Source organism: Pseudomonas sp. Arb-4-2C (assembly GCF_055755015.1).
Window position 1 is genome coordinate 5,194,222 of record NZ_CM146899.1, and the last position, 22,052, is coordinate 5,216,273.

General features: G+C 61.5%; 19 protein-coding genes. 7 read left to right on the plus strand and 12 right to left on the minus strand.

All coding sequences use genetic code 11. The features are described 5' to 3' along the window. Positions 1-45: 45 nt before the first annotated feature. The 9 genes from AC0J41_RS23665 to AC0J41_RS23705 form a co-directional block, all read right to left on the minus strand. The gene (locus AC0J41_RS23665) at positions 46-864 is read right to left on the minus strand and encodes a phosphoglycolate phosphatase (protein WP_102356217.1); all 819 of its coding nucleotides are present in this window, start codon (positions 862-864) and stop codon (positions 46-48) included. Beyond that, the gene (gene rpe / locus AC0J41_RS23670) at positions 861-1,535 is read right to left on the minus strand and encodes a ribulose-phosphate 3-epimerase (RefSeq protein ID WP_003228808.1); all 675 of its coding nucleotides are present in this window, start codon (positions 1,533-1,535) and stop codon (positions 861-863) included. The genes AC0J41_RS23665 and rpe overlap by 4 nt, the downstream gene beginning before the upstream one ends. A gap of 113 nt (positions 1,536-1,648) precedes the next feature. Further along, on the minus strand, positions 1,649-2,797 hold the full coding sequence (locus AC0J41_RS23675) for an iron-containing alcohol dehydrogenase (RefSeq protein WP_025113556.1): 1,149 nt from the start codon (positions 2,795-2,797) through the stop codon (positions 1,649-1,651). Positions 2,798-3,020: 223 nt separating this feature from the next. Beyond that, positions 3,021-3,845, minus strand: coding sequence for an ABC transporter permease (locus AC0J41_RS23680; RefSeq protein ID WP_007966446.1), 825 nt, complete (start codon positions 3,843-3,845; stop codon positions 3,021-3,023). Positions 3,846-3,857: 12 nt separating this feature from the next. Then, complete coding sequence (locus AC0J41_RS23685) at positions 3,858-5,105, minus strand: ABC transporter permease (RefSeq protein WP_473013731.1); 1,248 nt, start codon at positions 5,103-5,105, stop codon at positions 3,858-3,860. 160 nt (positions 5,106-5,265) lie between these two features. Next, positions 5,266-6,309, minus strand: a complete 1,044-nt coding sequence (locus AC0J41_RS23690; RefSeq protein ID WP_025113554.1) for an ABC transporter substrate-binding protein — start codon at positions 6,307-6,309, stop codon at positions 5,266-5,268. 48 nt (positions 6,310-6,357) lie between these two features. Beyond that, the gene (locus tag AC0J41_RS23695; protein ID WP_473013732.1) at positions 6,358-7,482 is read right to left on the minus strand and encodes an ABC transporter ATP-binding protein; all 1,125 of its coding nucleotides are present in this window, start codon (positions 7,480-7,482) and stop codon (positions 6,358-6,360) included. Between the two features lie 354 nt (positions 7,483-7,836). Then, positions 7,837-8,466, minus strand: a complete 630-nt coding sequence (locus tag AC0J41_RS23700; protein ID WP_003228820.1) for a response regulator — start codon at positions 8,464-8,466, stop codon at positions 7,837-7,839. Between the two features lie 125 nt (positions 8,467-8,591). Continuing rightward, positions 8,592-10,988, minus strand: coding sequence for a PAS domain-containing sensor histidine kinase (locus AC0J41_RS23705; RefSeq protein ID WP_025113552.1), 2,397 nt, complete (start codon positions 10,986-10,988; stop codon positions 8,592-8,594). 74 nt (positions 10,989-11,062) lie between these two features. Between AC0J41_RS23705 and AC0J41_RS23710 the strand changes: the two genes are divergently transcribed. Next, complete coding sequence (locus AC0J41_RS23710) at positions 11,063-12,052, plus strand: alpha/beta hydrolase family protein (protein ID WP_473013733.1); 990 nt, start codon at positions 11,063-11,065, stop codon at positions 12,050-12,052. A 129-nt stretch (positions 12,053-12,181) separates the two neighbouring features. Here the strand turns inward: AC0J41_RS23710 and AC0J41_RS23715 are convergent, their stop codons facing one another. From AC0J41_RS23715 to AC0J41_RS23725, 3 genes are read right to left on the minus strand one after another with little or no spacing between them, the layout of a single operon-like run. Next, entirely contained in the window at positions 12,182-12,949 is a 768-nt protein-coding gene (locus AC0J41_RS23715; RefSeq protein WP_473013734.1) for a TerB family tellurite resistance protein, read from the minus strand. Position 12,950: 1 nt separating this feature from the next. Beyond that, positions 12,951-13,622, minus strand: coding sequence for an N-acetylmuramate alpha-1-phosphate uridylyltransferase MurU (gene murU / locus AC0J41_RS23720; RefSeq protein ID WP_473013735.1), 672 nt, complete (start codon positions 13,620-13,622; stop codon positions 12,951-12,953). After that, positions 13,619-14,638 carry an aminoglycoside phosphotransferase family protein gene (locus AC0J41_RS23725; protein WP_473013736.1) on the minus strand — a complete coding sequence of 340 codons (1,020 nt, stop codon included), beginning with the start codon at positions 14,636-14,638 and terminating at the stop codon, positions 13,619-13,621. Before AC0J41_RS23725 ends, murU begins: the two co-directional genes overlap by 4 nt. A gap of 130 nt (positions 14,639-14,768) precedes the next feature. Here AC0J41_RS23725 and AC0J41_RS23730 point away from each other — a divergent pair, with 130 nt between their 5' ends. The 6 genes from AC0J41_RS23730 to AC0J41_RS23755 all read left to right on the plus strand — a co-directional run bounded on the left by AC0J41_RS23730 (position 14,769) and on the right by AC0J41_RS23755 (position 22,035). Continuing rightward, the gene (locus AC0J41_RS23730; protein WP_025108655.1) at positions 14,769-17,564 is read left to right on the plus strand and encodes an LPS-assembly protein LptD; all 2,796 of its coding nucleotides are present in this window, start codon (positions 14,769-14,771) and stop codon (positions 17,562-17,564) included. Further along, complete coding sequence (gene surA, locus AC0J41_RS23735) at positions 17,539-18,861, plus strand: peptidylprolyl isomerase SurA (RefSeq protein WP_029977375.1); 1,323 nt, start codon at positions 17,539-17,541, stop codon at positions 18,859-18,861. Before AC0J41_RS23730 ends, surA begins: the two co-directional genes overlap by 26 nt. Continuing rightward, entirely contained in the window at positions 18,858-19,847 is a 990-nt protein-coding gene (gene pdxA / locus AC0J41_RS23740) for a 4-hydroxythreonine-4-phosphate dehydrogenase PdxA (protein WP_473013737.1), read from the plus strand. Before surA ends, pdxA begins: the two co-directional genes overlap by 4 nt. After that, positions 19,844-20,659, plus strand: coding sequence for a 16S rRNA (adenine(1518)-N(6)/adenine(1519)-N(6))-dimethyltransferase RsmA (gene rsmA / locus AC0J41_RS23745; protein ID WP_025108652.1), 816 nt, complete (start codon positions 19,844-19,846; stop codon positions 20,657-20,659). Before pdxA ends, rsmA begins: the two co-directional genes overlap by 4 nt. A 114-nt stretch (positions 20,660-20,773) precedes the next feature. Then, the gene (apaG, locus tag AC0J41_RS23750) at positions 20,774-21,154 is read left to right on the plus strand and encodes a Co2+/Mg2+ efflux protein ApaG (protein ID WP_025108651.1); all 381 of its coding nucleotides are present in this window, start codon (positions 20,774-20,776) and stop codon (positions 21,152-21,154) included. Beyond that, positions 21,154-22,035: a symmetrical bis(5'-nucleosyl)-tetraphosphatase gene (locus tag AC0J41_RS23755; protein WP_473013738.1), complete on the plus strand. Its 882-nt coding sequence runs from the start codon at positions 21,154-21,156 to the stop codon at positions 22,033-22,035. The genes apaG and AC0J41_RS23755 overlap by 1 nt, the downstream gene beginning before the upstream one ends. Positions 22,036-22,052 lie beyond the last annotated feature (17 nt).

The window sequence follows — 22,052 nt, forward strand, 5'->3', positions numbered from 1 at the left end:
ATCAGTCAGGTGTGCAAACGCGCCGGCAGGCCGGCCAGGAACAAGTCAGGCGCGCCAACGCCAGCGGGCCAGGGCCTTGATGACTTTCATCCAGAGTTTGCGGGTGACCACCACGATGGCGTTTCCAGAATGGGATTGAGAAGCGTCGGCCAACGTTATCTCAGCGGCTGTACCGAGGCAACCGGGAATTAGCTTGCGCAGGTCGTCGATCACCAATGCCGGCGATTCCTCGGCAATTGGTCGGCCGTGGTTGTAGCCATAGCTCAGCGCCACGCATTTGACCCCCGCCGCTTTCGCCGCCAGCACGTCGCTGCGCGAGTCACCGACGAACAGCGATTGCGAGGCCGGGATGTTGGCCATTTTCATCACGAAGAACAGCGCGGCCGGGTCGGGCTTCTTCTGCGGCAGCGTATCGCCGCCGATGATCCACTTGAAGTAGCGTCCGATCTTCATCTGATCCAGCAGCGGCGCGACAAAACGCTCCGGCTTGTTGGTGATCAGCGCCATCGCCACGCCCTGTTTGTGCAACCACTTGAGGGTATCGCGCACGCCGGGATAGACCACGGTCAGCTCATGGCTCGCGCCGTAGGCTTCCATGAACACTTCCAGTGCGTGCTCGGCTTCAACGTCATCCACCGCCGAATGATCGATGCCGCCGGCCAGCGCCCGGCGCACCAGCACCGGTGCGCCGTTGCCGACCCACTCGCGCACCGACTCGATACCGGCAGGCTTGCGGCCGAGGGAGAGCAGCATGGTGTCCACCGCCGCCGCCAGGTCGGGAACCGAGTCGATCAGCGTGCCATCCAGATCGAACATCACCAACCGTGGCAGTTGCCCCGGGAACAGCTGCTCAAAACCGCTCATGGGCGCGCCAGCGCCAGTTCGGAACGCATCTTGTCGATGACTTCCTGATAGTTCGGCGCATTGAAGATCGCCGAGCCGGCGACGAAGGTGTCAGCGCCAGCGGCCGCGATTTCACGGATGTTGTTGACGTTGACGCCACCGTCGATTTCCAGACGGATGTCGCGGCCCGAGGCATCGATGATCGCCCGCGCTTCGCGCAGTTTGTCGAGGGTGCCGGGGATGAACTTCTGCCCACCGAAGCCTGGGTTGACGCTCATCAGCAAGACCATGTCGACCTTGTCGATCACATACTTGAGCACGTCCAGCGGGGTCGCCGGGTTGAACACCAGGCCGGATTTGCAGCCGCCTTCACGGATCAGTTGCAGCGAACGATCGACGTGCAGCGTGGCTTCCGGGTGGAAGGTGATGTAGGTGGCGCCGGCCTCGATGAAGTCGCCAACGATGCGATCCACCGGGCTGACCATCAGGTGCGCGTCGATCGGCGCGGTGATCCCGTACTTGCGCAGTGCGGCGCAAACCATCGGACCGATGGTCAGGTTCGGCACGTAGTGGTTGTCCATGACATCGAAGTGGACGAAGTCGGCACCGGCGGCCAGAACGTTGTCCACTTCTTCGCCGAGGCGGGCGAAGTCGGCGGAGAGAATCGACGGAGCAATTACGAAGGGCTGCATGACGCACCTTTTCTGAGCTAAATCACGATGGCGCGCATTGTAGCCTCATGCTTTGACGCGCGCACCGTAACCGCGATGATTGGGTTGTGCCATGAGCACTGACCGAGCGCGGCTCAATAAGCCGCGCGGTAGATTTTCTCGATGTCTGCGGCGCTGAGCTTGCGCGGGTTGTTGCGCATCAAACGCTCGATCCCCGCGGCCTCCACGGCCATGGCCGGGATCGCCTCTTGCGGCACACCGAAACTGCGCAGCCCGGCCGGAATCTCCACCGCCGCACACAGTTCGCTCATCGCCTGCACGGCTTTGTCCGCCGCCTCCATGGCACTCAGATGCGCAGTCTTCACCCCCATGGCTTCGGCGATATCCTGCATGCGCTCGACGCAGGCCATCTTGTTCCAGGTCATGACATACGGCAGCAGCAACGCATTACTCACGCCATGGGCAATGTTGAAACGCCCGCCCAGCGGGTACGCCAGCGCATGCACCGCGCCAACCCCCGCGTTGCCGAACGCCATGCCGGCCATCAGGCTGGCGGTGGCCATGTCTTCCCGGGCCTGCAGGTTCGCGCCGTTGGCGTAGGCCTTGGGCAGCGACCTGGCGATCAGCTTGATCGCGCCGAGGGCCAGCGCGTCGGTGATGGGCGAGGCGTTGACCGACAGATAGGATTCGATGGCATGCACCAGTGCATCCACACCACTGGCGGCGGTGACGCTGCGCGGGCAAGTCAGGGTCATTTGCGGGCTGACCAGCGCCACGTCCGGCAATAGATAGTCGCTGACGATGCCTTTTTTCAGTTGCGCGACCTTGTCGGAAAGGATCGCCACGTTGGTCACTTCCGAACCGGTGCCGGCGGTGGTCGGGATGGCAATCAGCGGCGGGCCTTTGCGTGGCACCTGATCGACGCCGAACAGATCCTCCAGCGCGCCGTGATAACCGGCGTAGGCCGCGACACTTTTGGCGATGTCGATGGCACTGCCGCCGCCGAGGCCGATCAAGCCGTCATGCCCGCCTTCGCGGTACACGCGCATGCAGTCTTCGACGATGGCGATTTCCGGGTCGGGCAGCACCCGGTCGAAGATCTCGTACTCGCGCCCGCCCAATTGGCACAGCGCCAGCTCCACGGTGCCGGACTTGACTAGCGCGGCGTCGGTAACGATCAGCGGGTTGTCGATATCCAGGCGAGTGAGTTCCGCCGCCAGTTGCTCGATAGCCGCAGCGCCGGTGATCAGTTTGTGAGCGATTTTGAACTGGGACAGACTCATCGTGCGCAGCCTCTTATAAATGTGGGAGCTGAGCACAAGCGTAGCTGAGGGTTTGAGGTTGTCTGCCATTCACTCCATGAATGACCCAAACCTCTGAACACACCAAAAATCCCCTGTGGGAGGGGGCTTGCTCCCGAAGGCGGTGGGTCAGTCGACATCTATTTCAACTGTTCCACCGCCTTCGGGAGCAAGCCCCCTCCCACAGTTTTCACCGAGTACGGCTTCAGACCTGAGCTGTGCGCAGTTTCTCGCTACGACCGCGCAACCATTCCAGAGTCAGTAGAAGGATGACGGAGAAAGCGATGAGTAACGTCGCGGCAGCTGCAATTGTCGGGCTGAGGTTCTCGCGGATCCCGCTGAACATCTGCCGTGGCAAGGTCGCCTGCTCGGGGCCGGCGAGGAACAGCGTCACGACCACCTCATCGAACGATGTCGCAAAGGCAAACAGCGCCCCGGAAATCACCCCCGGAGCAATCAGCGGCAAGGTCACCCGGCGGAACGTGGTCAGCGGCGAAGCACCGAGGCTGGCCGCCGCCCGCACCAGGTTGTGGTTGAACCCCTGCAACGTCGCCGACACGGTGATGATCACGAACGGCACACCCAGCACCGCGTGCACCACGATCAGCGAGAAGAAGCTGTTGCCCAGCCCCAGCGGCGCGAAGAACAGATAACTCGCCACACCGATGATCACCACCGGCACCACCATCGGCGAAATCACCAGCGCCATCACCAGCGACTTGCCGGGGAAGTCGCCACGGGTCAGACCGATCGCGGCCAATGTGCCGAAAACCATCGCCAGTACGGTCGCGGCGGGGGCAACGATGATGCTGTTCTTCAGCGAGCGCATCCATTCGGCCGAGGCGAAGAAGTCCTGATACCAGTGCAGGGAAAAGCCTTGCAGCGGATACACCAGAAAACTGCCCGAGTTGAACGAAAGCGGCACGATCACCAGCACCGGCAGAATCAGGAACAGCAGGATCAGGCCGCAGAGAATCCGCAAGCTGTAGAACCACACCCGTTCGATGGGCGACATGTAAGGACTCAGCATTTCAAATTCCCCTTAGCTCAGGCGCAGGCGACTGGCGCCCACCAGCCAGCTGTAGATCAGATAAAGCGCCACAGTCGCCAGCAGCAGCAAACCGCCGAGCGCAGTGGCCATGCCCCAGTTGATGCTGGTGTTGGTGTAGAACGCGACGAAGTAGCTGACCATCTGATCGTTCGGGCTGCCGAGCAGCGCCGGGGTGATGTAGTAGCCGATGGCGAGGATGAACACCAACAGGCAACCGGCGCCGACGCCGGCATAGGTCTGCGGGAAGTACACCCGCCAGAAACTGGCGAATGGATGGCAGCCCAGCGAGATGGCGGCGCGCATGTAGGTGGGCGAGATGCCTTTCATCACGCTGTAGATCGGCAGGATCATGAACGGCAGCAGGATGTGCACCATCGAGATGTACACACCGGTGCGGTTGAACACCAACTCCAGCGGCTTGTCGATGATGCCCATCGCCATCAGCGCGCTGTTGATCAACCCGCCCGATTGCAGCAGCACGATCCATGCTGCGACCCGTACCAGAATCGAGGTCCAAAATGGCAGCAGCACCAGAATCATCAGCAGGTTGCTTTGGCGCGACGGCAGGTTCGCCAGCAGGTAAGCCAGTGGATACGCGAGGAACAGGCAGATCACGGTGATGATCAGGCCCATCCAGAACGTGCGCGCAAAGATGTCGAGGTAGATCGCCTGATCCGGCGTGGCCGGGGCCAGTTCGCCGAGGTCGTCGATGCGGTGATCGACCGCTGCCAGCAGGTAATACGGGGTGATGCTGCTGGTGTTGCGTTTGACCGCTTGCCAGTAGGCCGGATCGCCCCAGCGCTCGTCGAGGCCTTCGAGTGCTTCTTTATAGGAGGCCGGTTCGCTGGTGAACGGCAGCGCCCGGGCAGTTTTGGTCAGCAGGCTGCGATAGCCGGCCAACTCCATGTTCAAGCGCTTGGACAAGTCGCCCAGCGTCTGGTTTTTGCGGGCTTCGGCAAGGTCTTCGCCCGCCGCTTTGTACACCGGTTCAGCGGGCAGGCCGCGACCGTCCCAACTGGCGATGGCCGCCACGGTTCGCGGCATGCCGCCGACCACTTCCGGGTTACCGACGCTTTTGTAGAGCAGCGCCACGATCGGCACCAGGAACACCAGCAACAGAAACAGCACCAACGGCGCAATCAACGCCTGGGCCTTCCAGCGGTTGACCCGTTCGGCGCGCTTGAGCTTCTGCTTCAAGGTGGGGCTGGCGCCCTCGTTCAGGGGAACGGCGATGGCCATGACGTACTCCGCAAATCTTTGATCGTTACAGAGGCAGTGAACCGCCTCGAACTTTTAAATGTGGGAGCGGGCTTGCTCGCGAAGGCGGCGTGTCAGTGGACATCAATGTTGAATGTGCTGACGCTTTCGCGAGCAAGCCCGCTTCCACAGGGTCGTGCGCTTACTTTGCTGCCCAGGAATTGAAGCGCTGCTCCAGTTGCTCGCCGTTGTCAGCCCAGAAGCTGACGTCGATCTGCACCTGATTGGCGATGTTTTCCGGGGTAGTCGGCATGTCCTTCAGCACGTCCTTGCTCAGCAGCGGGACTGCTTGAGTGTTGGCCGGGCCGTAGGCGATGTTTTCCGAGTAGGTCTTCTGCTGCTGCGGCTGGACCGAGTAAGCAATGAATTTCTTCGCCGCTTCAGCACGCGCCTTGTCCAGGCCTTTGGGGATGGCCCACGCGTCGAAGTCGTAGATCCCGCCGTTCCACACCACTTTCAGGTTGGATTCTTTCTGCACCGCAGCGATACGACCGTTGTAGGCCGAGCTCATGACCACGTCACCGGAAGCAAGGTACTGCGGCGGTTGCGCGCCGGCTTCCCACCACTGGATGCTTGGCTTGAGTTCATCGAGCTTCTTGAACGCACGGTCCTGGCCATCTTTGCCAGCCAGCACTTTGTAGACGTCTTTCGGCGCCACACCGTCGGCCATCAACGCGAATTCCAGGGTGTACTTGGCGCCTTTACGCAGGCCACGCTTGCCCGGGAATTTCTTGGTGTCCCAGAAATCGGCCCAACTGGTCGGCGCGGTTTTCAGCTTGTCGGCGTTGTAGGCCAGCACGGTCGACCAGACGAAGAAGCCCACGCCGCAAGGCTGGATCGCACCCTTGACGTAATCTTCAGACTTGCCGAACAGCGCCGGGTCCAGCGGCTCGAACATGTCTTCATCGCAACCACGGGCCAATTCTGGCGATTCGACTTCCACCAGGTCCCACGACACGCTCTTGGTGTCGACCATGGCTTTGACCTTGGCCATTTCGCCGTTGTATTCGCCGGCGACGATCTTGCCGTTACCCGCTGCTTCCCACGGTGCATAGAAGGCTTTGACCTGCGCAGCCTTGTTCGCCCCGCCAAACGACACCACAGTCAAATCCGGGCCAGCAGCCATTGCGCTGGCCGCCCCCATCAGGCCCAGGGTCAGGGCGGTGAACTTCAGGGATCTCAACATTTATTGTTCTCTCCACGTGCAGGGTTGGTGTTGGTATTGCGGGGGCGATCAGTTCGCCTCTAACAGCGGGTCAAGTGCACGTACGTGCTCGACCTGCCAGCCAAGCGGTACCACGTCCCCGACCGCGAGCGCTGGATCGAGCTCGGCAATCGGCTGTTTCACGAAGAAGTCGGTCTTGCCGCAGACTTCCAGGCGCACCCGGACGTGGTCGCCCAGATAGATGAATTCCGCCACCCTCCCTGAGAAGCGGTTGACGCATTGATCGCTCGAGCCATTGAGACTGACGCGTTCCGGGCGAATCGACAGGGTCACCGGTTCGCCGGTCTGGCCGACGTTGACCGCCAGCGCCTCGACCTTTTCGCCACGGCCCAGCTCGACCACGCAGCGCTCACCGCTCTGGCTGAGCAGGCGGCCATTGAGGCGGTTGTTCTCGCCGATGAAGTTGGCGACGAAGGTGTTTTTCGGTTCTTCGTAGAGGGTGCGCGGCGGGGCAATCTGCTGGATCTCGCCCTGGTGGAACACGGCCACGCGGTCGGACATGGTCAGGGCCTCGCCCTGGTCGTGGGTCACGTAGACCACGGTCACGCCGAGGCGTTGGTGCAGGTGCTTGATCTCCATCTGCATGTGTTCACGCAACTGTTTATCGAGGGCACCCAGCGGTTCGTCCATCAATACCAGCTGCGGTTCGAACACCAGCGCCCGGGCCAGCGCCACCCGCTGCTGCTGACCACCGGACAGTTGCGCCGGATAACGCGCAGCGAAGGCGTCGAGCTGGACCATGCTCAGGACTTTCTTGACCTTGTCGCTGACGTCGCTCTTGTTCAGGCCACGCACGGTCAGCGGGAAGGCGAGGTTTTCGGCGACGGTCATGTGCGGGAACAGCGCGTAGTTCTGGAACACCATGCCGATGTCGCGCTTGTGCGGCGGCACGTTGTTAATCGAACGGCCGGCCAGGAGGATTTCGCCGGCGGTCGGCGTTTCGAACCCGGCGAGCATCATCAGACTGGTGGTCTTGCCGGAGCCGGACGGCCCGAGCAGGGTCAGGAACTCGCCTTTGCGAATGTCCAGGTTGAGGTCTTTGACGATCAGGTTCTCGCCGTCGTAGCTCTTCTGCACTCCACGAAAGCTGACCAGCACGTCACTGGCCCCTGCGTTTGAATCGACCTGGCTCATACCCACACCTTTGTTATTGGTAACTGCTGTGGATTAAGCCTAGTGGCTGGCGCCAGCCACGCAAATCGGGGCGCAGGAGAGAATCGCCTCAGCCGGATGGAAGGTTGGGGGTAGGGATTGCCCTACAAGGATGGCGCGTTTTGGCAACCGCAGCGGCAAGCAACAAGCGGCGAGCCGCAAGAACAGGCAAAAGCACATGTCGTTAATGGATATGAGCTCAATCCTGAGCACGGTGGAGATCTTATGTGGGAGGGGGCTTTCTCCCGAATGCGGTGTGTCAGTCGCTAAATAAGTTGGATGGCCCACCGCATTCGGGAGCAAGCCCCCTCCCACCGTTTTAGATTGCGGTGTGGCTCAGAGGAGTTTGTGTTCCATCGCGTACTTCACCAGCTCGGCCAGCGAGGTGATGTTGAGCTTCTGCATCAGCCGCGCCTTGTGGGTGCTGATGGTCTTGCTGCTCAGGGCCAGTTGCTGAGCGATGTCGTTGACGTTGGCGCCCTGGGCCAAGCGCTCGAACACCGAGAACTCACGTTCGGACAGCAGCGAATGCAACGGGCGCGTGTCGGTCAGGCCGACTTCGAAGACCATCCGGTCAGCCAGCTCCGGGTCGATATAGCGCCCGCCGGCCGCGACTTTGCGAATGGCCGTCAGCAACAGCGCCGGATCGCTGTCCTTGGTCGCATACCCCGCCGCGCCCACCTTCAGCGCGCGGGCGGCCATTTGCGCTTCATCGTGCATCGACAGCACCAGAATCGCCGGCGGATTGTTCAGCGCGCGGATCCGCGGGATCGCCTCCAGCCCGTTGACCCCAGGCATCGAGATGTCCAACAGCACCACTTCGCACGGCACACTGCGCAGGGTCTCAAGCAACTGCTCGCCATTGCTCGCCTCGCCCACTACTTGCAGATCCTTGGCCAGGCCGATCAATTGCTTGATCCCTTCACGGACGATGGTGTGGTCTTCGGCTACCAGTACACGGATCACGTTCTTCTCCATTGTTCTTCTTCAGCGTCAGGATCATTCGCAAGCAGGCTCGCTCCCACAGGGAAATGCATTCCAATGTGGGAGCGAGCCTGCTCGCGAAGAGGCCAGCATCAACACCACAAAAATCAGACCTCGGTCACCGGCACCCACACCACCAGACTGGTGCCCTCCCCCGGCTCACTCTCAAGCAGCAAGCGCCCGCCCATGATCAGCACGCGCTCGCGCATGCCCACCAGACCAAAGGAAGTCGAGCGGCCGGTGGCGGCGACAAAGCCTACGCCATCATCACTGACCGTCAGACACAATTCGTCGCCTTCCAGCGCCAGCGTCAGCTCCACAGTATGCGCCTGGGCATGGCGCATCACATTGGTCAGCGCCTCCTGCAAAATCCGGAACAGCCCGATCGCCTTGGCATCGCTGAGCGCCGGCAGGTTGTCCGGCACCTGCACCAGACACGGAATCTGCGTGCGCGCCTCGAACCGCCGCGCCTGCCACTCAATCGCCGAGGCGATCCCGGCGTCGAGAATCGGCGGCCGCAGCGCGGTCGCCACGTCGCGCACCAGCTGAAACAACTGGGCGATCAGGCGTTTCATGCTGTTCAACCGTTCATTCAGCCCCGGATCGAGTTGCGCATAGGCCAGCTCGCACATCGAGGTTTCCAGTTTCAGCACCGTGAGCATCTGTCCCAGCTCATCGTGCACTTCCCGGGCAATGCGCGCCTTCTCTTCTTCACGCACGCTCTCAAGGTGCGCCGACAGCTCGCGCAGTTGCTCGCGGGACGCCGCCAGTTCCAGTTCGATGCGCTTGCTTTCGCTGATGTCCCAGACAATACCGTCCCAGACATAGGCACCGTCCTCCAGTTGCCGGGTGATCGCCTTGATCTCGGCCCAGCGTTGCTCGCCCTGCCGGGTGAGGATGCGACCCTGCCACGACCAGTCGCTGTCAGTGTCCAGCGCTTGATCCTGGGTCTGGTGATAACTGGCCTTGTCATCGGGATGCACCAGACTGCGCAGGCCCATGTCACGGTGCGCGATGGTGGCCGGTGCGTAACCGACCAGACTTTCGCTGCCCTCACTGATGTAGGCGAAATCGATCTGCCCGGTCACCGGTGCGCGCTCGAGGCGGAACACCAGCCCCGGCACGTTGGCGGCGATGCCCTGCAGGCGCGCTTCACTCTCCTGCAAGGCGGCCAGCGCGCGGCGGCGCTCGGTGACGTCAGTGAGATAAACCACCAGGTACTCGCTGTCGCGAAACCGCAGAAAACTCAGCGATACGTCCGCCGGCAGAACGCTGCCATCGGCGCGCACGCAACTGGTTTCAAAGCTCAACGGCCCTTCTTCACTGGCCCGCGCACGTTTCCACAGGTTGAGCCAGCGGTCCATGTGCAGACCGGGCTCGAAGTCGATCAGCGGCCGTTCGATGAGCGCGCCCTGTGGATAACCGAGCATGCTTTCCGCCGCCCGGTTGGCGTAGCGCACATGGCTGTCCCAGTTGACCCAGAGAATGCCGACGGTGCTTTGGTCGATGGAAAACTGGGTCAGGCGCAGGGCCTCTTCGCTGGCTGCGCGCAGGGCGATGTCTTCTCGCGCTGCCAGTAACCGATGTTCAAGGCTGTGCTGCTGACGCCGCTGCCACCAGACAATGGCGATACAACTGAGCAGCATCACGGCGAACAGCAGGCTGAGGTTCTGCCAGAACCCTGGCGACTCCGACAGACGCGGATACTTGGGTTGAAGCCATTGCGTGTGCAGGCGCTCCAGATCCTTGGCCGGGATCGCCCGCAACGCGCTTTCGACAATTGCGGCCAGCTGCGGCCAGTCGCGTCGCGTAGCCACCCGCAACAGTTGCGGCAGCCCGATATCACCGACCACCACCAACCCGGCGAACTCAGGTTCGGCGGACAAGCGCCCGAGTTGCGCCTCATCCACCACGGCGTAGGACGCCTGCTGACTCAACAGCAGTTGCAGCGCCTGACGCTCCAGCGGCACGCCTTGCAGATTCAGGTGCGGATAATTGCTGCGCAAATAATCGGCGGTGGCGCTGGGCATGCGCACGGCGACGCGGGCCAGGCTGTCGACTTTCTCCAGCTCCACCACGCCGCCGCTCTTCTGGTCGCTGACCACCAGTTGCGGTACGCGCATGTACGGATCGGAAAACAGCCACAGCCGCAGCGCCCCCGGGGTCTGGGTCAGGCCCGGGGCGATGTCGATTTCGCCTTCACGGGCTGCGTCTTCCAGTTGCGCCAGATCCTGGAAATTGCGCCAGCTCAGCTCGACGTTCAACGTCTTGGCCAGTGTCTTCATCAATTCGACGTTGGCCCCGGACAATCGCTGCAGACGCCGATCGTATTGCGCGTACGGCGCCTGCAGGACCAGGCCTACCCGCAACTCACGGTGCTGCGCCAGCCACTGCTGCTCACTGAACGTCAACGGCGCGGCATGCGCTGCCGGCGCAGACGCTGCCCAGCCCATCAAGGGAAAACACAACCAGCCGATAACCCACAGGCAGCAAAAACGCATCATTGAAGTCTCGTACACTGACAAATTCTGACCAACCCATTAGGCTGCCGGGATACTTTTCTGGCCTGGAATAACCGATGCCCTCTGTCTACCGCCTGGCAATGCCAGCATTGTGCCTGTCGCTGATCCTGCCTTGTGCGTTTTCCGTCGAAGCCGCTGATCCGGCGCCCGCCTCCACCGCCGAGCAACCGGCCGCCGAAAAACCGGCTGAACGCCAGCCACTGCTTGAGCGTAGTCAGGAAGAGGCCGCGGCACTTGAACGCAAAGTCCCGGCACAAGAACAGCAGCAATTGCAGGCCGGCGCCGACACCTTCCTCGCGCTGTGGAAACCGGCCAATACCGCCGAGCCAAAAGGCGCGGTGATTATTGTCCCAGGCGCCGGCGAAACGGCTGACTGGCCGCAAGTCATCGGCCCGCTACGAAATAAATTGCCCGACGTCGAGTGGAGCAGTCTGAGTATCACCCTGCCCGACCTGCAAAGCGATGCCATCGCACCGCGGGTGATGGCAGCCCCGGCGGCGCCGAAAGCTGCGGAAAGTGGCAGCAAGGATTCCACCACCGCCCAACCGATCGAGCAGGCCGCTGGCGGTGAAGCCGAGGTCGCAGACCAAGTGGTTGCCGAGACCAGCGAAGAGCAAGCCAAGGCTGACGCCGACCGCATCTTTGCGCGTATCGATGCCGCGATCGGCTACGCCGAACAGCAAAGTGCCCGGCACATCGTGGTGCTCGGTCATGGCACTGGCGCTTATTGGGCGGCGCGTTTTCTCAGCGAGCGGCAGACCGCCCAGGTGGAAAAATTCGTCATGGTCGACGCCCAGGCACCGGCCAAGGCCAAACCACAATTGGCCGAGCTGACACCGACATTGAAGCTGCCGACTGCCGACATTTTCTACATGGACAAGGCGCTGGATCGCAACGCGGCGCTGGAACGCATGCAGGCCAGCAAGCGCTTGAAGACTTCAGCCTTCAGCCAGGTGGCGCTCAAGGCGTTGCCGGACAACAAGGCCGAGCAGGAACAGCTGTTTCGTCGGGTGCGTGGTTGGTTGAATCCGCAGAAGACCGACTGACAGACCGGGTCGCCCCATTCGCGAGTAAGCCCGCTCCCAGCCTGATCGCGTTCCACCCGTTGGAATACGATCAGGGTGGGAGCGGGCTTGCTCGCGAAGAGGCCCTCATCAACAACTCAATTCTAACGATCAGCGAAAATCCCGCCGCGCCCGAATCAGGGTAAACGCGTTGTGCAGCTCGCGAGTTTTATCGGTCGCCTCGCGCACCTGTTCCGGCGTCGCACCGCTGCCGGCAATCTTGTCCGGATGATGCCGACTGAGCAGGCGCCGGTAGGCTCGTTTGATCTGCGCCGGCTCGCTGGTCGCCGACACGCCGAGCAGGCGCATCGCTTCCTGATAGCTCACCGCCGCACTGACAATCGGGCGCTTGTTCGGCTCGTAGTCGCTGGCCAGCGCCTGTATCTGGTGCGTTGTCCAACCCAGCCACTTGCCCCACTGCGCCAACAGTTCACGCTCGCTGACCCCGGCGCGGCCGTCGGCCCAGACCATGCGCCAGCAGGCACGCAACACGCCTTCGGCCGCATGGGGCTGAGCACTCAGGCGCCGCAGATAACCGCGCAGGTGGTCGCCGCCGGATTTGCCGCGATTGAACGCGGCAATCGCCCGACGCCGTGCCGGCTCGCTCATCTCCAGCGCGTTCATTTCATTGCGCGCCTGCTGGATATGGCCGTCCGTCACCCGTCCATCACTCTTGGCCAGACGCCCGAGCAACACGAACAACAGTTCGTCGTTGCGCAACATCGGCCGCCCACCAAGTTTTTCCCGCAGATGTCCCCAGCTCTGCAAGTGCAGGCGCCGATCCAGCGCCTGCCCCAGCAAAGCCCCAAGCATGGCCCCCGGAATGCTGGCAATTGCAAAACCCGCTCCGGCTCCAATCAGAGTCCCTGGCCACAACATATCAACGACTCGCTTTTATCAATGCTTCAGCTTCGGCCAGACGCTCGTGCGTACCGACATCGACCCAGTGACCTTTCAGGCGCTCGCCCGTGACCTGTCCTTCTGCCATCGCGTTGCGCAGCAGTGGCGCAAGCTTGAACGCGCCTTCCGGGCAGCCATCGAACAATTGCGGATGCAGGACCGCGATGCCGCTGTAGGTCAGGGTTGGCGCGTCCGGCTGGCCATCGATCACCTGACCGTTGGCCAAGGTGAAATCGCCGCTCGGGTGATGGGCCGGATTGTCCGCCAGCACCAGATGGGCCAGACCGTTGATCGGTTGATGCTGCACGCTGAAGTCGTAATCGGTCCAGATGTCACCGTTCACCACCAGAAAGGCATCGTCACCGAGCAACGGCAAGGCCCGGAAAATCCCGCCGCCGGTTTCCAGCGGCTCGCCTTCCGGCGAGTACTGAATGCTCACGCCAAACTGCGAACCATCGCCCAGGTAATCCTCGATCTGCTGGCCGAGCCAGGCATGGTTGATCACGATTTCGCTGAAACCCGCTGTGGCCAGCGCGCGCAGGTGATACTCGATCAATGGCACGCCGCCAGCGCGCACCAGCGGCTTGGGGGTGGTCAGGGTCAGCGGGCGCATGCGCTCGCCCTTGCCTGCCGCCAGAATCATTGCCTTCATGCAGTCACTCCGCCACGCAGACTGGCGAGCAGCGCCTGCAGATCCGCCAGTTCAGGACGGCGCACGAGCACCGCTTCTATATAAGCAAAGAAACGCGGCACGTCGGCCAGATAACGCGGTTTGCCATCGCGATGGCAAATGCGGGCAAAGATGCCGATGACTTTCAAGTGGCGCTGCACGCCCATCAGGTCACTGGCACGCAGGAAGTCTTCGAAATCCGCCTGCACCGGGATGTTCAGCGCGGCGGCTTGCTGCCAATAAGTTTCCAGCCAGCCACGCACACGCTCTTCAGGCCAGCTGAGGAACGCGTCCTTGAACAGACAGGTCACGTCGTAGGTCACCGGGCCATACACCGCATCCTGGAAATCGAGCACGCCTGGATTCGGCTCACTGAGCATCAGGTTGCGCGGCATGTAGTCGCGATGTACCAGCACTTTCGGCTGGGCCAGGGCGCTGTCGATCAGCAGTTCGCTGACGGCTTGCCATTGCTGTTGCTGTGCCGCGTCGAACTCGATACCGAGTTCGCGCTTCACGTACCACTCGGGGAACAGTTCCAGCTCGCGACGCAGCAGTGCGACGTCGTAACTCGGCAGCGGCGCCACCATCGGCAATTGCTGAAAAGCCAACAGTGCCTGCAGGGCATCGCTGAACAAAGCGTCGGCATTTTCGCTGTCGATCACGTCCAGATAGGTCTTGTTGCCCAGGTCATTGAGCAAAAGAAATCCGCGTTCGAGGTCTTCGGCATAAATTTTCGGCACGTTAATTCCGGATTTCGCCAGCAAAAACGCGATATCCACGAACGGTTTGCAGTTTTCCTGAGGGGGCGGCGCGTCCATCACGACGAAGCTGCGGCCCTCGCCTTCCCAGCGAAAATAACGCCGGAAACTCGCGTCGCTGCTGGCCGCGGTCAACGTGGCCGGGGGCACGGCGCCCCAGCCCTGATCTGCAAACAGGATTGCCAACTGCTCATCGAGCCAAACTTTCAGGTGTTGCAAGCGTACATCTTGGTCAGGCATTGCAAGGGTCTCCGACGGCGCTAGCCGTCAAGCGGGTCATGCTTTATTATCCAGCATCTTTTTCAGACCATCGAGAGGCGTGCGGCCCACACCGCGGGCAGATGGCACGCAGGAAGCCCGGACTAATAAGATGGCATTGAAATCCCCCGCGTTTCGTAAAAAATTTCCGTTGTTGGTAACCGGCAGTCTGCTGGCTATGCAACCTCTGGCCAGCCAATTCGTTGTTGCCGCCGAGCAGTATGACTGCGCCGTCTCGGCAACGGGTGGCTGGGCGTGTGCGCCAAAGGCGCCGGCCGCTGCATTGCCGCCGCGTCCGGTACATGACGGCAGCGCCGTCAGCGCCGCTGGCGAAGCCCCGGCCCAGAACGGTTCCACTTCCGACACCGGCGCCAAACCTGCGCTGGTCACCGAAGCCAAGGGCCGCGGCCTGAAATCCCGTAGCGAAGACTACAGTCACCTCGACTGGGTTCCGCGCGAGAAGCTCACCGCCGCCCAATTGGCCGAGACCGGTCCTTACTGCTCTGGTTCCTATATCGAACCGATTCGTCCTGGCATGAATGACAAGACGAATAAAAGTGACGCACCGACCTTTATCGGCGCCAAGGCCTCGCGCTACAACACCGAAGATCAGGTGGGTACGCTGGCCGGCGACGTGGTTCTGCGTCAGGGCAGCATGCAGGTCGAGTCCGACGAGGCCAGCCTGTATCAGGCCGAGAGCCGCGCCGAACTCAACGGCGACGTACGCATCCGCGACAACGGCGCGCTGATCGTCGGCGACCACGCCGATGTGCAGCTCGACACCGGTGAAGCCAAGGTCGACAACGCCGAATACGTGATGCACAAATCGCGCATTCGCGGTAACGCGCTGTACGCCAAGCGTGCCGAAAACGCGATCATCCGCTTGAAGGACGGCACGTACACCACGTGCGAACCGAACAGCAACGCCTGGCAGCTCAAGGGCAACAACATCACCCTGAACCCTGCCACCGGCTTCGGCACCGCGACCAACGTGACGCTGCGGGTCAAGGACATTCCGATCCTGTACACGCCGTACATCTACTTCCCGATCGACGACCGTCGCCAGTCGGGTTTCCTGCCGCCGACCATCGGCACCGGCAGCGATACCGGCTTCACGCTGGTCACCCCGTACTACTTCAACCTGGCGCCGAACTACGATGCCACGTTGTACCCGCGCTACATGAGCAAGCGCGGCATGCTGGTCGAAGGCGAGTTCCGCTACCTGACCAAGTCCAGCGAAGGTCAGTTCGGTGCTGCGTATCTGAACGACGAAGATACCGATCGCAGCAAGCAGACCGACTACGAAAAGAATCGCTACATGTACAACTGGCAGCACAAGGGTGGTCTCGACTCCCGCGTGTACACCCAGGTTGACTACACCAAGATCAGCGACCCGTACTACTTCCAGGACCTGACCACCGATCAGATCGGGGTGAAGAGCGCCGACTACGTGAACCAGCAGGGTCTGGTTTCCTACCGTGGCGACTCGTACACCGCCACCTTGAATGCTCAGCAGTACCAGCTCGCTACCGTTTCGAACATCACGCCTTATGGTCGTCTGCCGCAGATCACCTTCAATGGTCAGCTGCCGTATCACCCGGAAGGTTTGAATTTCGATTACGAGACCGAGGTTGTGCGGTTTGATCGTGATCTGAAAACAGGCCAGTTCTCTGATGAAAACGGCAACCTGTCGGATCGACTGGACAAAAACGTGTCCGGGTTGGCCCGAGCTAATGGCACCCGCCTGAACCTGAAGCCAGGTGTCAGCCTGCCAATGAACTGGACCTATGGTTTCCTGAAGCCATCGCTCAAGTATCAATACACTCAGTACGATCTTGACCTTGATGGCCAGGGCAAAAATGATCTGGTAACAAACCGCAACGGCTCCTCCGCTCTCGGCGAGTCGTTCAGCAGCTCGCAGAACCGCGGCGTACCGATCGCCAGCATCGACAGCGGCCTGTACTTCGACCGCAACACCTCGTACTTCGGCAAGAACTACCGTCAGACGCTGGAACCTCGTCTGTTCTACCTCTATGTACCTGAGGAAGACCAGAAGGACATTCCGGTATTCGACACCAGTGAATACACCTTCAACTACGCCTCGCTGTTCCGTGACAACCGCTTCTCGGGCTCCGACCGTGTCGGCGACGAGAACAAACTGTCGCTGGGCGTAACCAGCCGCTGGATCGAAGACAATGGCTTCGAACGTCAACGCATCAGCGTCGGCCAGGCTTACTACTTCAAGAATCGTGAAGTACAACTGCCAGGCATTGATCCAAAGACCCGCGATGACGCGCAATCCAATGTGTCGCCATACGCGCTGGAATACGAATATCGCTGGAACCGCGACTGGCGCACCACTGCCGACTACAACTGGGATCCGGACAGCCGCAGCCCACGCTCCGGCAGTGCGATGTTCCACTATCAGCCTGAAGACAACCCGAACAAGGTCATCAACGCGGGTTACCGCTATCGCAATGACCAGGTTCGTTACGACCAGAGCACCGGCAAGTGGAGTATCGGCGGTGACTACGGCGAAGCGGGCAAACCGGGCTTCATCAAGGACTACTACAAGATCCAGCAGCACGACTTCTCGGTCATCTGGCCGATCGTGCCGCAATGGAACGCCATCAGCCGCTGGCAGTACGACTACAACCGCAACCGTACGCTGGAAGCGTTCGGTGGTTTCGAGTACGACAACTGCTGCTGGAAACTGCGCCTGATCAACCGTTACTGGGTGTCTTATGACGAGTTCAGTCAAGATGCCCCGCAAAACGAAAAAGGCGACCACGGCGTCTTCCTCCAAATTGTTCTGAAGGGACTCGGCGGCCTGACTGGCGCCAAGGTAGAGAGCTTCCTCGACAAAGGCATTCAAGGTTATCGTGAACGTGAAGACCAAGCTTTCTGATTGTCTGCGCCCGCTGCTGCTGGGCGCGCTGTTCCTGGGTACTGCGGCCAACGCCGCAGTACAGTCCATCGATAAAGTGGTCGCGATCGTTGATAACGACGTGGTCATGCAGAGCCAACTGGACCAGCGTGTCCACGAAGTTCAGCAGACCATCGCCAAGCGTGGTGGCGGCATGCCGCCTCCGGGCGTGCTGGATCAACAGGTGCTCGAGCGCCTGATCGTCGAAAACCTGCAACTGCAGATCGGCGAACGTTCCGGCATCCGCATTACCGATGAAGAACTGAACCAGGCTGTCGGCACTATCGCCCAGCGCAACAACATGACAGTGGATCAATTCCGCGCCGCTCTGGCTCACGACGGTCTGAACTATGACGACGCCCGTGACCAGATCAAGCGCGAAATGATCATCAGCCGTGTGCGTCAGCGCCGCGTGGCAGAACGCATTCAGGTCTCCGAGCAGGAAGTGAAGAACTTCCTCGCCTCGGACCTGGGCAAGATGCAACTGTCCGAAGAACTGCACCTGGCCAACATCCTGATTCCAACGCCGGAAAGCGCCAGCTCTGAAGCCATTCAGAGCGCTTACCGTCAGGCCATGGACGTTTACCAGCAACTCAAGCAAGGCGCTGACTTCGGTCAACTGGCCGTTGCCAAGTCCGGCAGCGACAACGCCCTGGAAGGCGGCGACATGGGCTGGCGCAAAGCCGCGCAACTGCCACCGCCGTTCGACCGCGAGCTGAGCAGCATGGCCGTTGGCGACATCACCCAGCCTGCGCGCACCCCGGGTGGTTTCATCATCCTCAAGTTGCTGGCCAAACGCGGTGGCGAAGCGCAGATGCGCGATGAGGTGCACGTGCGCCACATCCTGGTCAAGCCAAGCCCGATCCGTGACGAAGCCAAAACCAAAGCACTGGTGCAATCGCTGTACGATCGCATCCTGGCCGGTGAAGACTTCGCTGAACTGGCGAAGAACTACTCCGAAGACCCGGGCTCGGCGCTCAACGGCGGCGACCTGAACTGGATCGACCCAAGCGTGCTGGTACCGGAATTCCGCGAAGTGATGGCCAAGACCCCGCAAGGTCAGCTGTCCAAGCCATTCCAGACCCAGTACGGCTGGCATGTACTGGAAGTCCTTGGCCGTCGCGCCACCGACAGCACCGAGCAGGCTCGCGAGCAACAGGCGATGACTGTTCTGCGTAACAAAAAATACGATGAAGAGCTGCAAAACTGGCTGCGTCAGATTCGTGAAGAAGCCTACGTAGAAATCAAACTCCCTGGCGCAGACCAGGCAGCGCAGTGAAACCCAAGCGTTTCGCGCTGACACCCGGCGAACCAGCCGGCATCGGTCCCGACCTGTGCCTGCTGCTCGCCTCGCACGCCCAGCCACACCCCTTGATTGCCATCACCAGCCGCGACCTGCTCCTTGAGCGGGCCGCGCAGTTGGGGCTGGCCGTCAACTTGTTGGAGGTGGCGCCCGGCAATTGGCCGGACGCACCCGCACCTGCAGGCAGCCTTTACGTCTGGGACACCCCGCTCAGCGCCCCCGTGGTTGCCGGGCAACTGGACAAGGCCAACGCTGCATTCGTCCTCGAAACCCTGACCCGCGCCGGTAATGGCTGCCTGAACGGCGATTTCGCCGCAATGATCACCGCCCCGGTACACAAGGGTGTGATCAACGAATCCGGCATCCCGTTCTCCGGGCACACCGAGTTTCTCGCAGACCTGACCCACACCGCCCAAGTGGTAATGATGCTCGCCACTCGCGGCCTGCGCGTGGCGCTGGTCACCACGCACCTGCCCCTGCGCGAGATTGCCGATGCGATCACCCCGGAGCGGCTGGAGCGGGTCACGCGGATTCTGCACGCCGACCTGCAAGATAAATTCGGCATTGCCCAGCCACGCATCCTGGTCTGCGGACTCAACCCGCACGCCGGTGAAGGCGGACACCTGGGCCATGAAGAAATCGACATCATCGAACCTACCTTAGAGCGCCTGCGCGGCGAGGGCATGGACCTTCGTGGCCCGCTGCCTGCCGACACTCTGTTTACCCCCAAATATCTGGAGCACTGCGACGCAGTGCTGGCGATGTACCACGACCAGGGGCTGCCCGTGCTGAAGTACAAAGGCTTCGGCGCTGCGGTCAACATTACCCTTGGCCTGCCGATCATTCGTACTTCGGTCGATCACGGCACCGCCCTGGATCTGGCCGGCAGCGGCAAGATCGACACCGGCAGCCTGCAGGTCGCCCTGGAAACCGCCTACCAGATGGCCGAGACCCGTTTATGACCGAGCAATACCAACACAAGGCGCGCAAACGCTTTGGCCAGAACTTCCTGCACGATGCCGGCGTCATCGACCGCATCCTGCGCTCCATCAGCGCCAAGCCTGACGACCGCATGCTGGAGATCGGCCCGGGCCAGGGCGCACTGACCGCCGGCCTGCTGAGCTCCGGCGCGCAACTCGACGTGGTGGAGCTGGACAAGGACCTGATCCCGATCCTCAACCAGCAGTTCGCCGGCAAGAGCAACTTCAACCTGCACCAGGGCGACGCACTGAAGTTCGACTTCAACACGCTCAACGCGGCACCGAACAGCCTGCGTGTGGTCGGCAACCTGCCGTACAACATCTCCACGCCGCTGATTTTTCACCTGCTGAACAACGCCGGCATCATTCGCGACATGCACTTCATGCTGCAAAAGGAAGTGGTCGAGCGTCTGGCGGCCGGCCCGGGTGGCGGTGACTGGGGTCGCCTGTCGATCATGGTTCAGTACCACTGCCGCGTAGAGCACCTGTTCAACGTTGGCCCGGGTGCGTTCAACCCGCCGCCGAAGGTCGACTCGGCCATCGTCCGCCTGGTGCCGCACGCAGTACTGCCGCATCCGGCCAAGGATCATCGCCTGCTCGAGCGCGTCGTTCGGGAAGCCTTCAACCAGCGTCGCAAGACCCTGCGCAACACCCTCAAGCAATTGATGACCGCCGCCGAGATCGAAGCCGCCGGTGTCGATGGCAGCCTGCGTCCCGAGCAACTGGACCTGGCCGCGTTCGTGCGCCTGGCCGACAAGCTCAGCGAGCAAGCCCCCGCTCCCGCCGCCGACTGACTGGCGATGAACGCTATCGGGCAGGACGCCACTCTGGTTTACTGCCCGATACTTGCCTAGACTGATTCCCCATCAGCTACGCCTCGCGTTCCGCTTTGCTTAAGGCCCTTTTGCATGTCCGATCCTCGTTACCAGGTCGATGTCAGTGTCGTCACCCACTATCTGGCAGACCAATCGCAACCCGAGCACGACCGCTTCGCCTTCGCCTACACCATCACCGTGCAGAACAATGGAGAGAAGCCCGCTCGCCTGATGTCGCGACACTGGGTGATCACCGATGGCGACGGACATGTCGAAGAGGTTCGTGGCGCAGGCGTCGTCGGCCAGCAACCGCTGATCGACGCTGGCAAAAGCCACACTTACAGCAGCGGCACGGTCATGACCACCAAGGTCGGCACCATGCAGGGCACCTACGAAATGGTCGCCACCGATGGCAAACATTTCGACGCAATCATCAAGCCCTTCCGCCTCGCCGTCCCCGGAGCCCTGCACTGATGACGACGTATGCCGTAGGTGATCTGCAAGGCTGTCTCGAACCGCTCAAGTGCCTGCTCAGGCAAGTGGCGTTCGACCCGGCGCGCGATCGACTCTGGCTGGTCGGCGATCTGGTCAACCGTGGGCCACAATCGCTGGAAACCCTGCGTTTTCTCTATGGCATGCGCGAGTCGCTGGTCTGTGTGCTCGGCAATCATGACCTGCACCTGCTGGCTGTCAGCAGGCACGTCGAGCGCTTGAAAAAGTCCGACACCCTGCGCGAGATCCTCGAAGCACCCGACGGCCCTGTACTGCTTGAGTGGCTGCGCCAGCAAAAGCTGATGCACTACGATGAGCAGCGCGATGTCGTCATGGTTCACGCCGGCATTCCGCCGCAATGGTCGCTTCGTCGTGCCTTGAAGTGCGCTGGCGAAGTGGAAACGGCTTTGCACGATGACAATCTGCTCCCGGCGTTTCTTGACGGCATGTACGGCAATGAACCCGCCAAATGGGACAACGACCTCAAAGGCGTCACCCGCCTGCGCGTCATCACCAACTATTTCACCCGCATGCGCTTCTGCACCGCCGAGGGCAAACTCGATCTCAAGAGCAAGGAAGGCCTCGACACCGCACCGCCAGGCTACAAGCCGTGGTTCCAGCACAAAGAGCGCAAGACCCGTGGTTTACGGATCATCTTCGGCCACTGGGCTGCACTCGAAGGCGATGTCCACGAACCGGGCATCTCGGCACTGGACACCGGGTGTGTCTGGGGCGGCAGCCTGACACTGATGAACGTCGACAGTGGCGAACGCGTGTCGTGCAAATGCGATGAACACGGTGACCTTGCGCCAACCGTCGCACCACTTATCCCCGAAACGTCGCCAGTCAACGCCCCGCGCTAGACTGCGCATTCTGCCGA

Coding starts and splice junctions, on each gene's coding strand:
- murU (WP_473013735.1), bottom strand. CDS start 13,622: ATGAAGGCAATGATTCTGGCGGCAGGCAAGGGCGAGCGCATGCGCCCG.
- AC0J41_RS23665 (WP_102356217.1), bottom strand. CDS start 864: ATGAGCGGTTTTGAGCAGCTGTTCCCGGGGCAACTGCCACGGTTGGTG.
- AC0J41_RS23695 (WP_473013732.1), bottom strand. CDS start 7,482: ATGAGCCAGGTCGATTCAAACGCAGGGGCCAGTGACGTGCTGGTCAGC.
- AC0J41_RS23675 (WP_025113556.1), bottom strand. CDS start 2,797: ATGAGTCTGTCCCAGTTCAAAATCGCTCACAAACTGATCACCGGCGCT.
- AC0J41_RS23685 (WP_473013731.1), bottom strand. CDS start 5,105: ATGGCCATCGCCGTTCCCCTGAACGAGGGCGCCAGCCCCACCTTGAAG.
- AC0J41_RS23730 (WP_025108655.1), top strand. CDS start 14,769: ATGGCATTGAAATCCCCCGCGTTTCGTAAAAAATTTCCGTTGTTGGTA.
- AC0J41_RS23680 (WP_007966446.1), bottom strand. CDS start 3,845: ATGCTGAGTCCTTACATGTCGCCCATCGAACGGGTGTGGTTCTACAGC.
- rsmA (WP_025108652.1), top strand. CDS start 19,844: ATGACCGAGCAATACCAACACAAGGCGCGCAAACGCTTTGGCCAGAAC.
- AC0J41_RS23715 (WP_473013734.1), bottom strand. CDS start 12,949: ATGTTGTGGCCAGGGACTCTGATTGGAGCCGGAGCGGGTTTTGCAATT.
- AC0J41_RS23705 (WP_025113552.1), bottom strand. CDS start 10,988: ATGATGCGTTTTTGCTGCCTGTGGGTTATCGGCTGGTTGTGTTTTCCC.
- AC0J41_RS23690 (WP_025113554.1), bottom strand. CDS start 6,309: ATGTTGAGATCCCTGAAGTTCACCGCCCTGACCCTGGGCCTGATGGGG.
- AC0J41_RS23725 (WP_473013736.1), bottom strand. CDS start 14,638: ATGCCTGACCAAGATGTACGCTTGCAACACCTGAAAGTTTGGCTCGAT.
- AC0J41_RS23755 (WP_473013738.1), top strand. CDS start 21,154: ATGACGACGTATGCCGTAGGTGATCTGCAAGGCTGTCTCGAACCGCTC.
- AC0J41_RS23710 (WP_473013733.1), top strand. CDS start 11,063: ATGCCCTCTGTCTACCGCCTGGCAATGCCAGCATTGTGCCTGTCGCTG.
- apaG (WP_025108651.1), top strand. CDS start 20,774: ATGTCCGATCCTCGTTACCAGGTCGATGTCAGTGTCGTCACCCACTAT.
- rpe (WP_003228808.1), bottom strand. CDS start 1,535: ATGCAGCCCTTCGTAATTGCTCCGTCGATTCTCTCCGCCGACTTCGCC.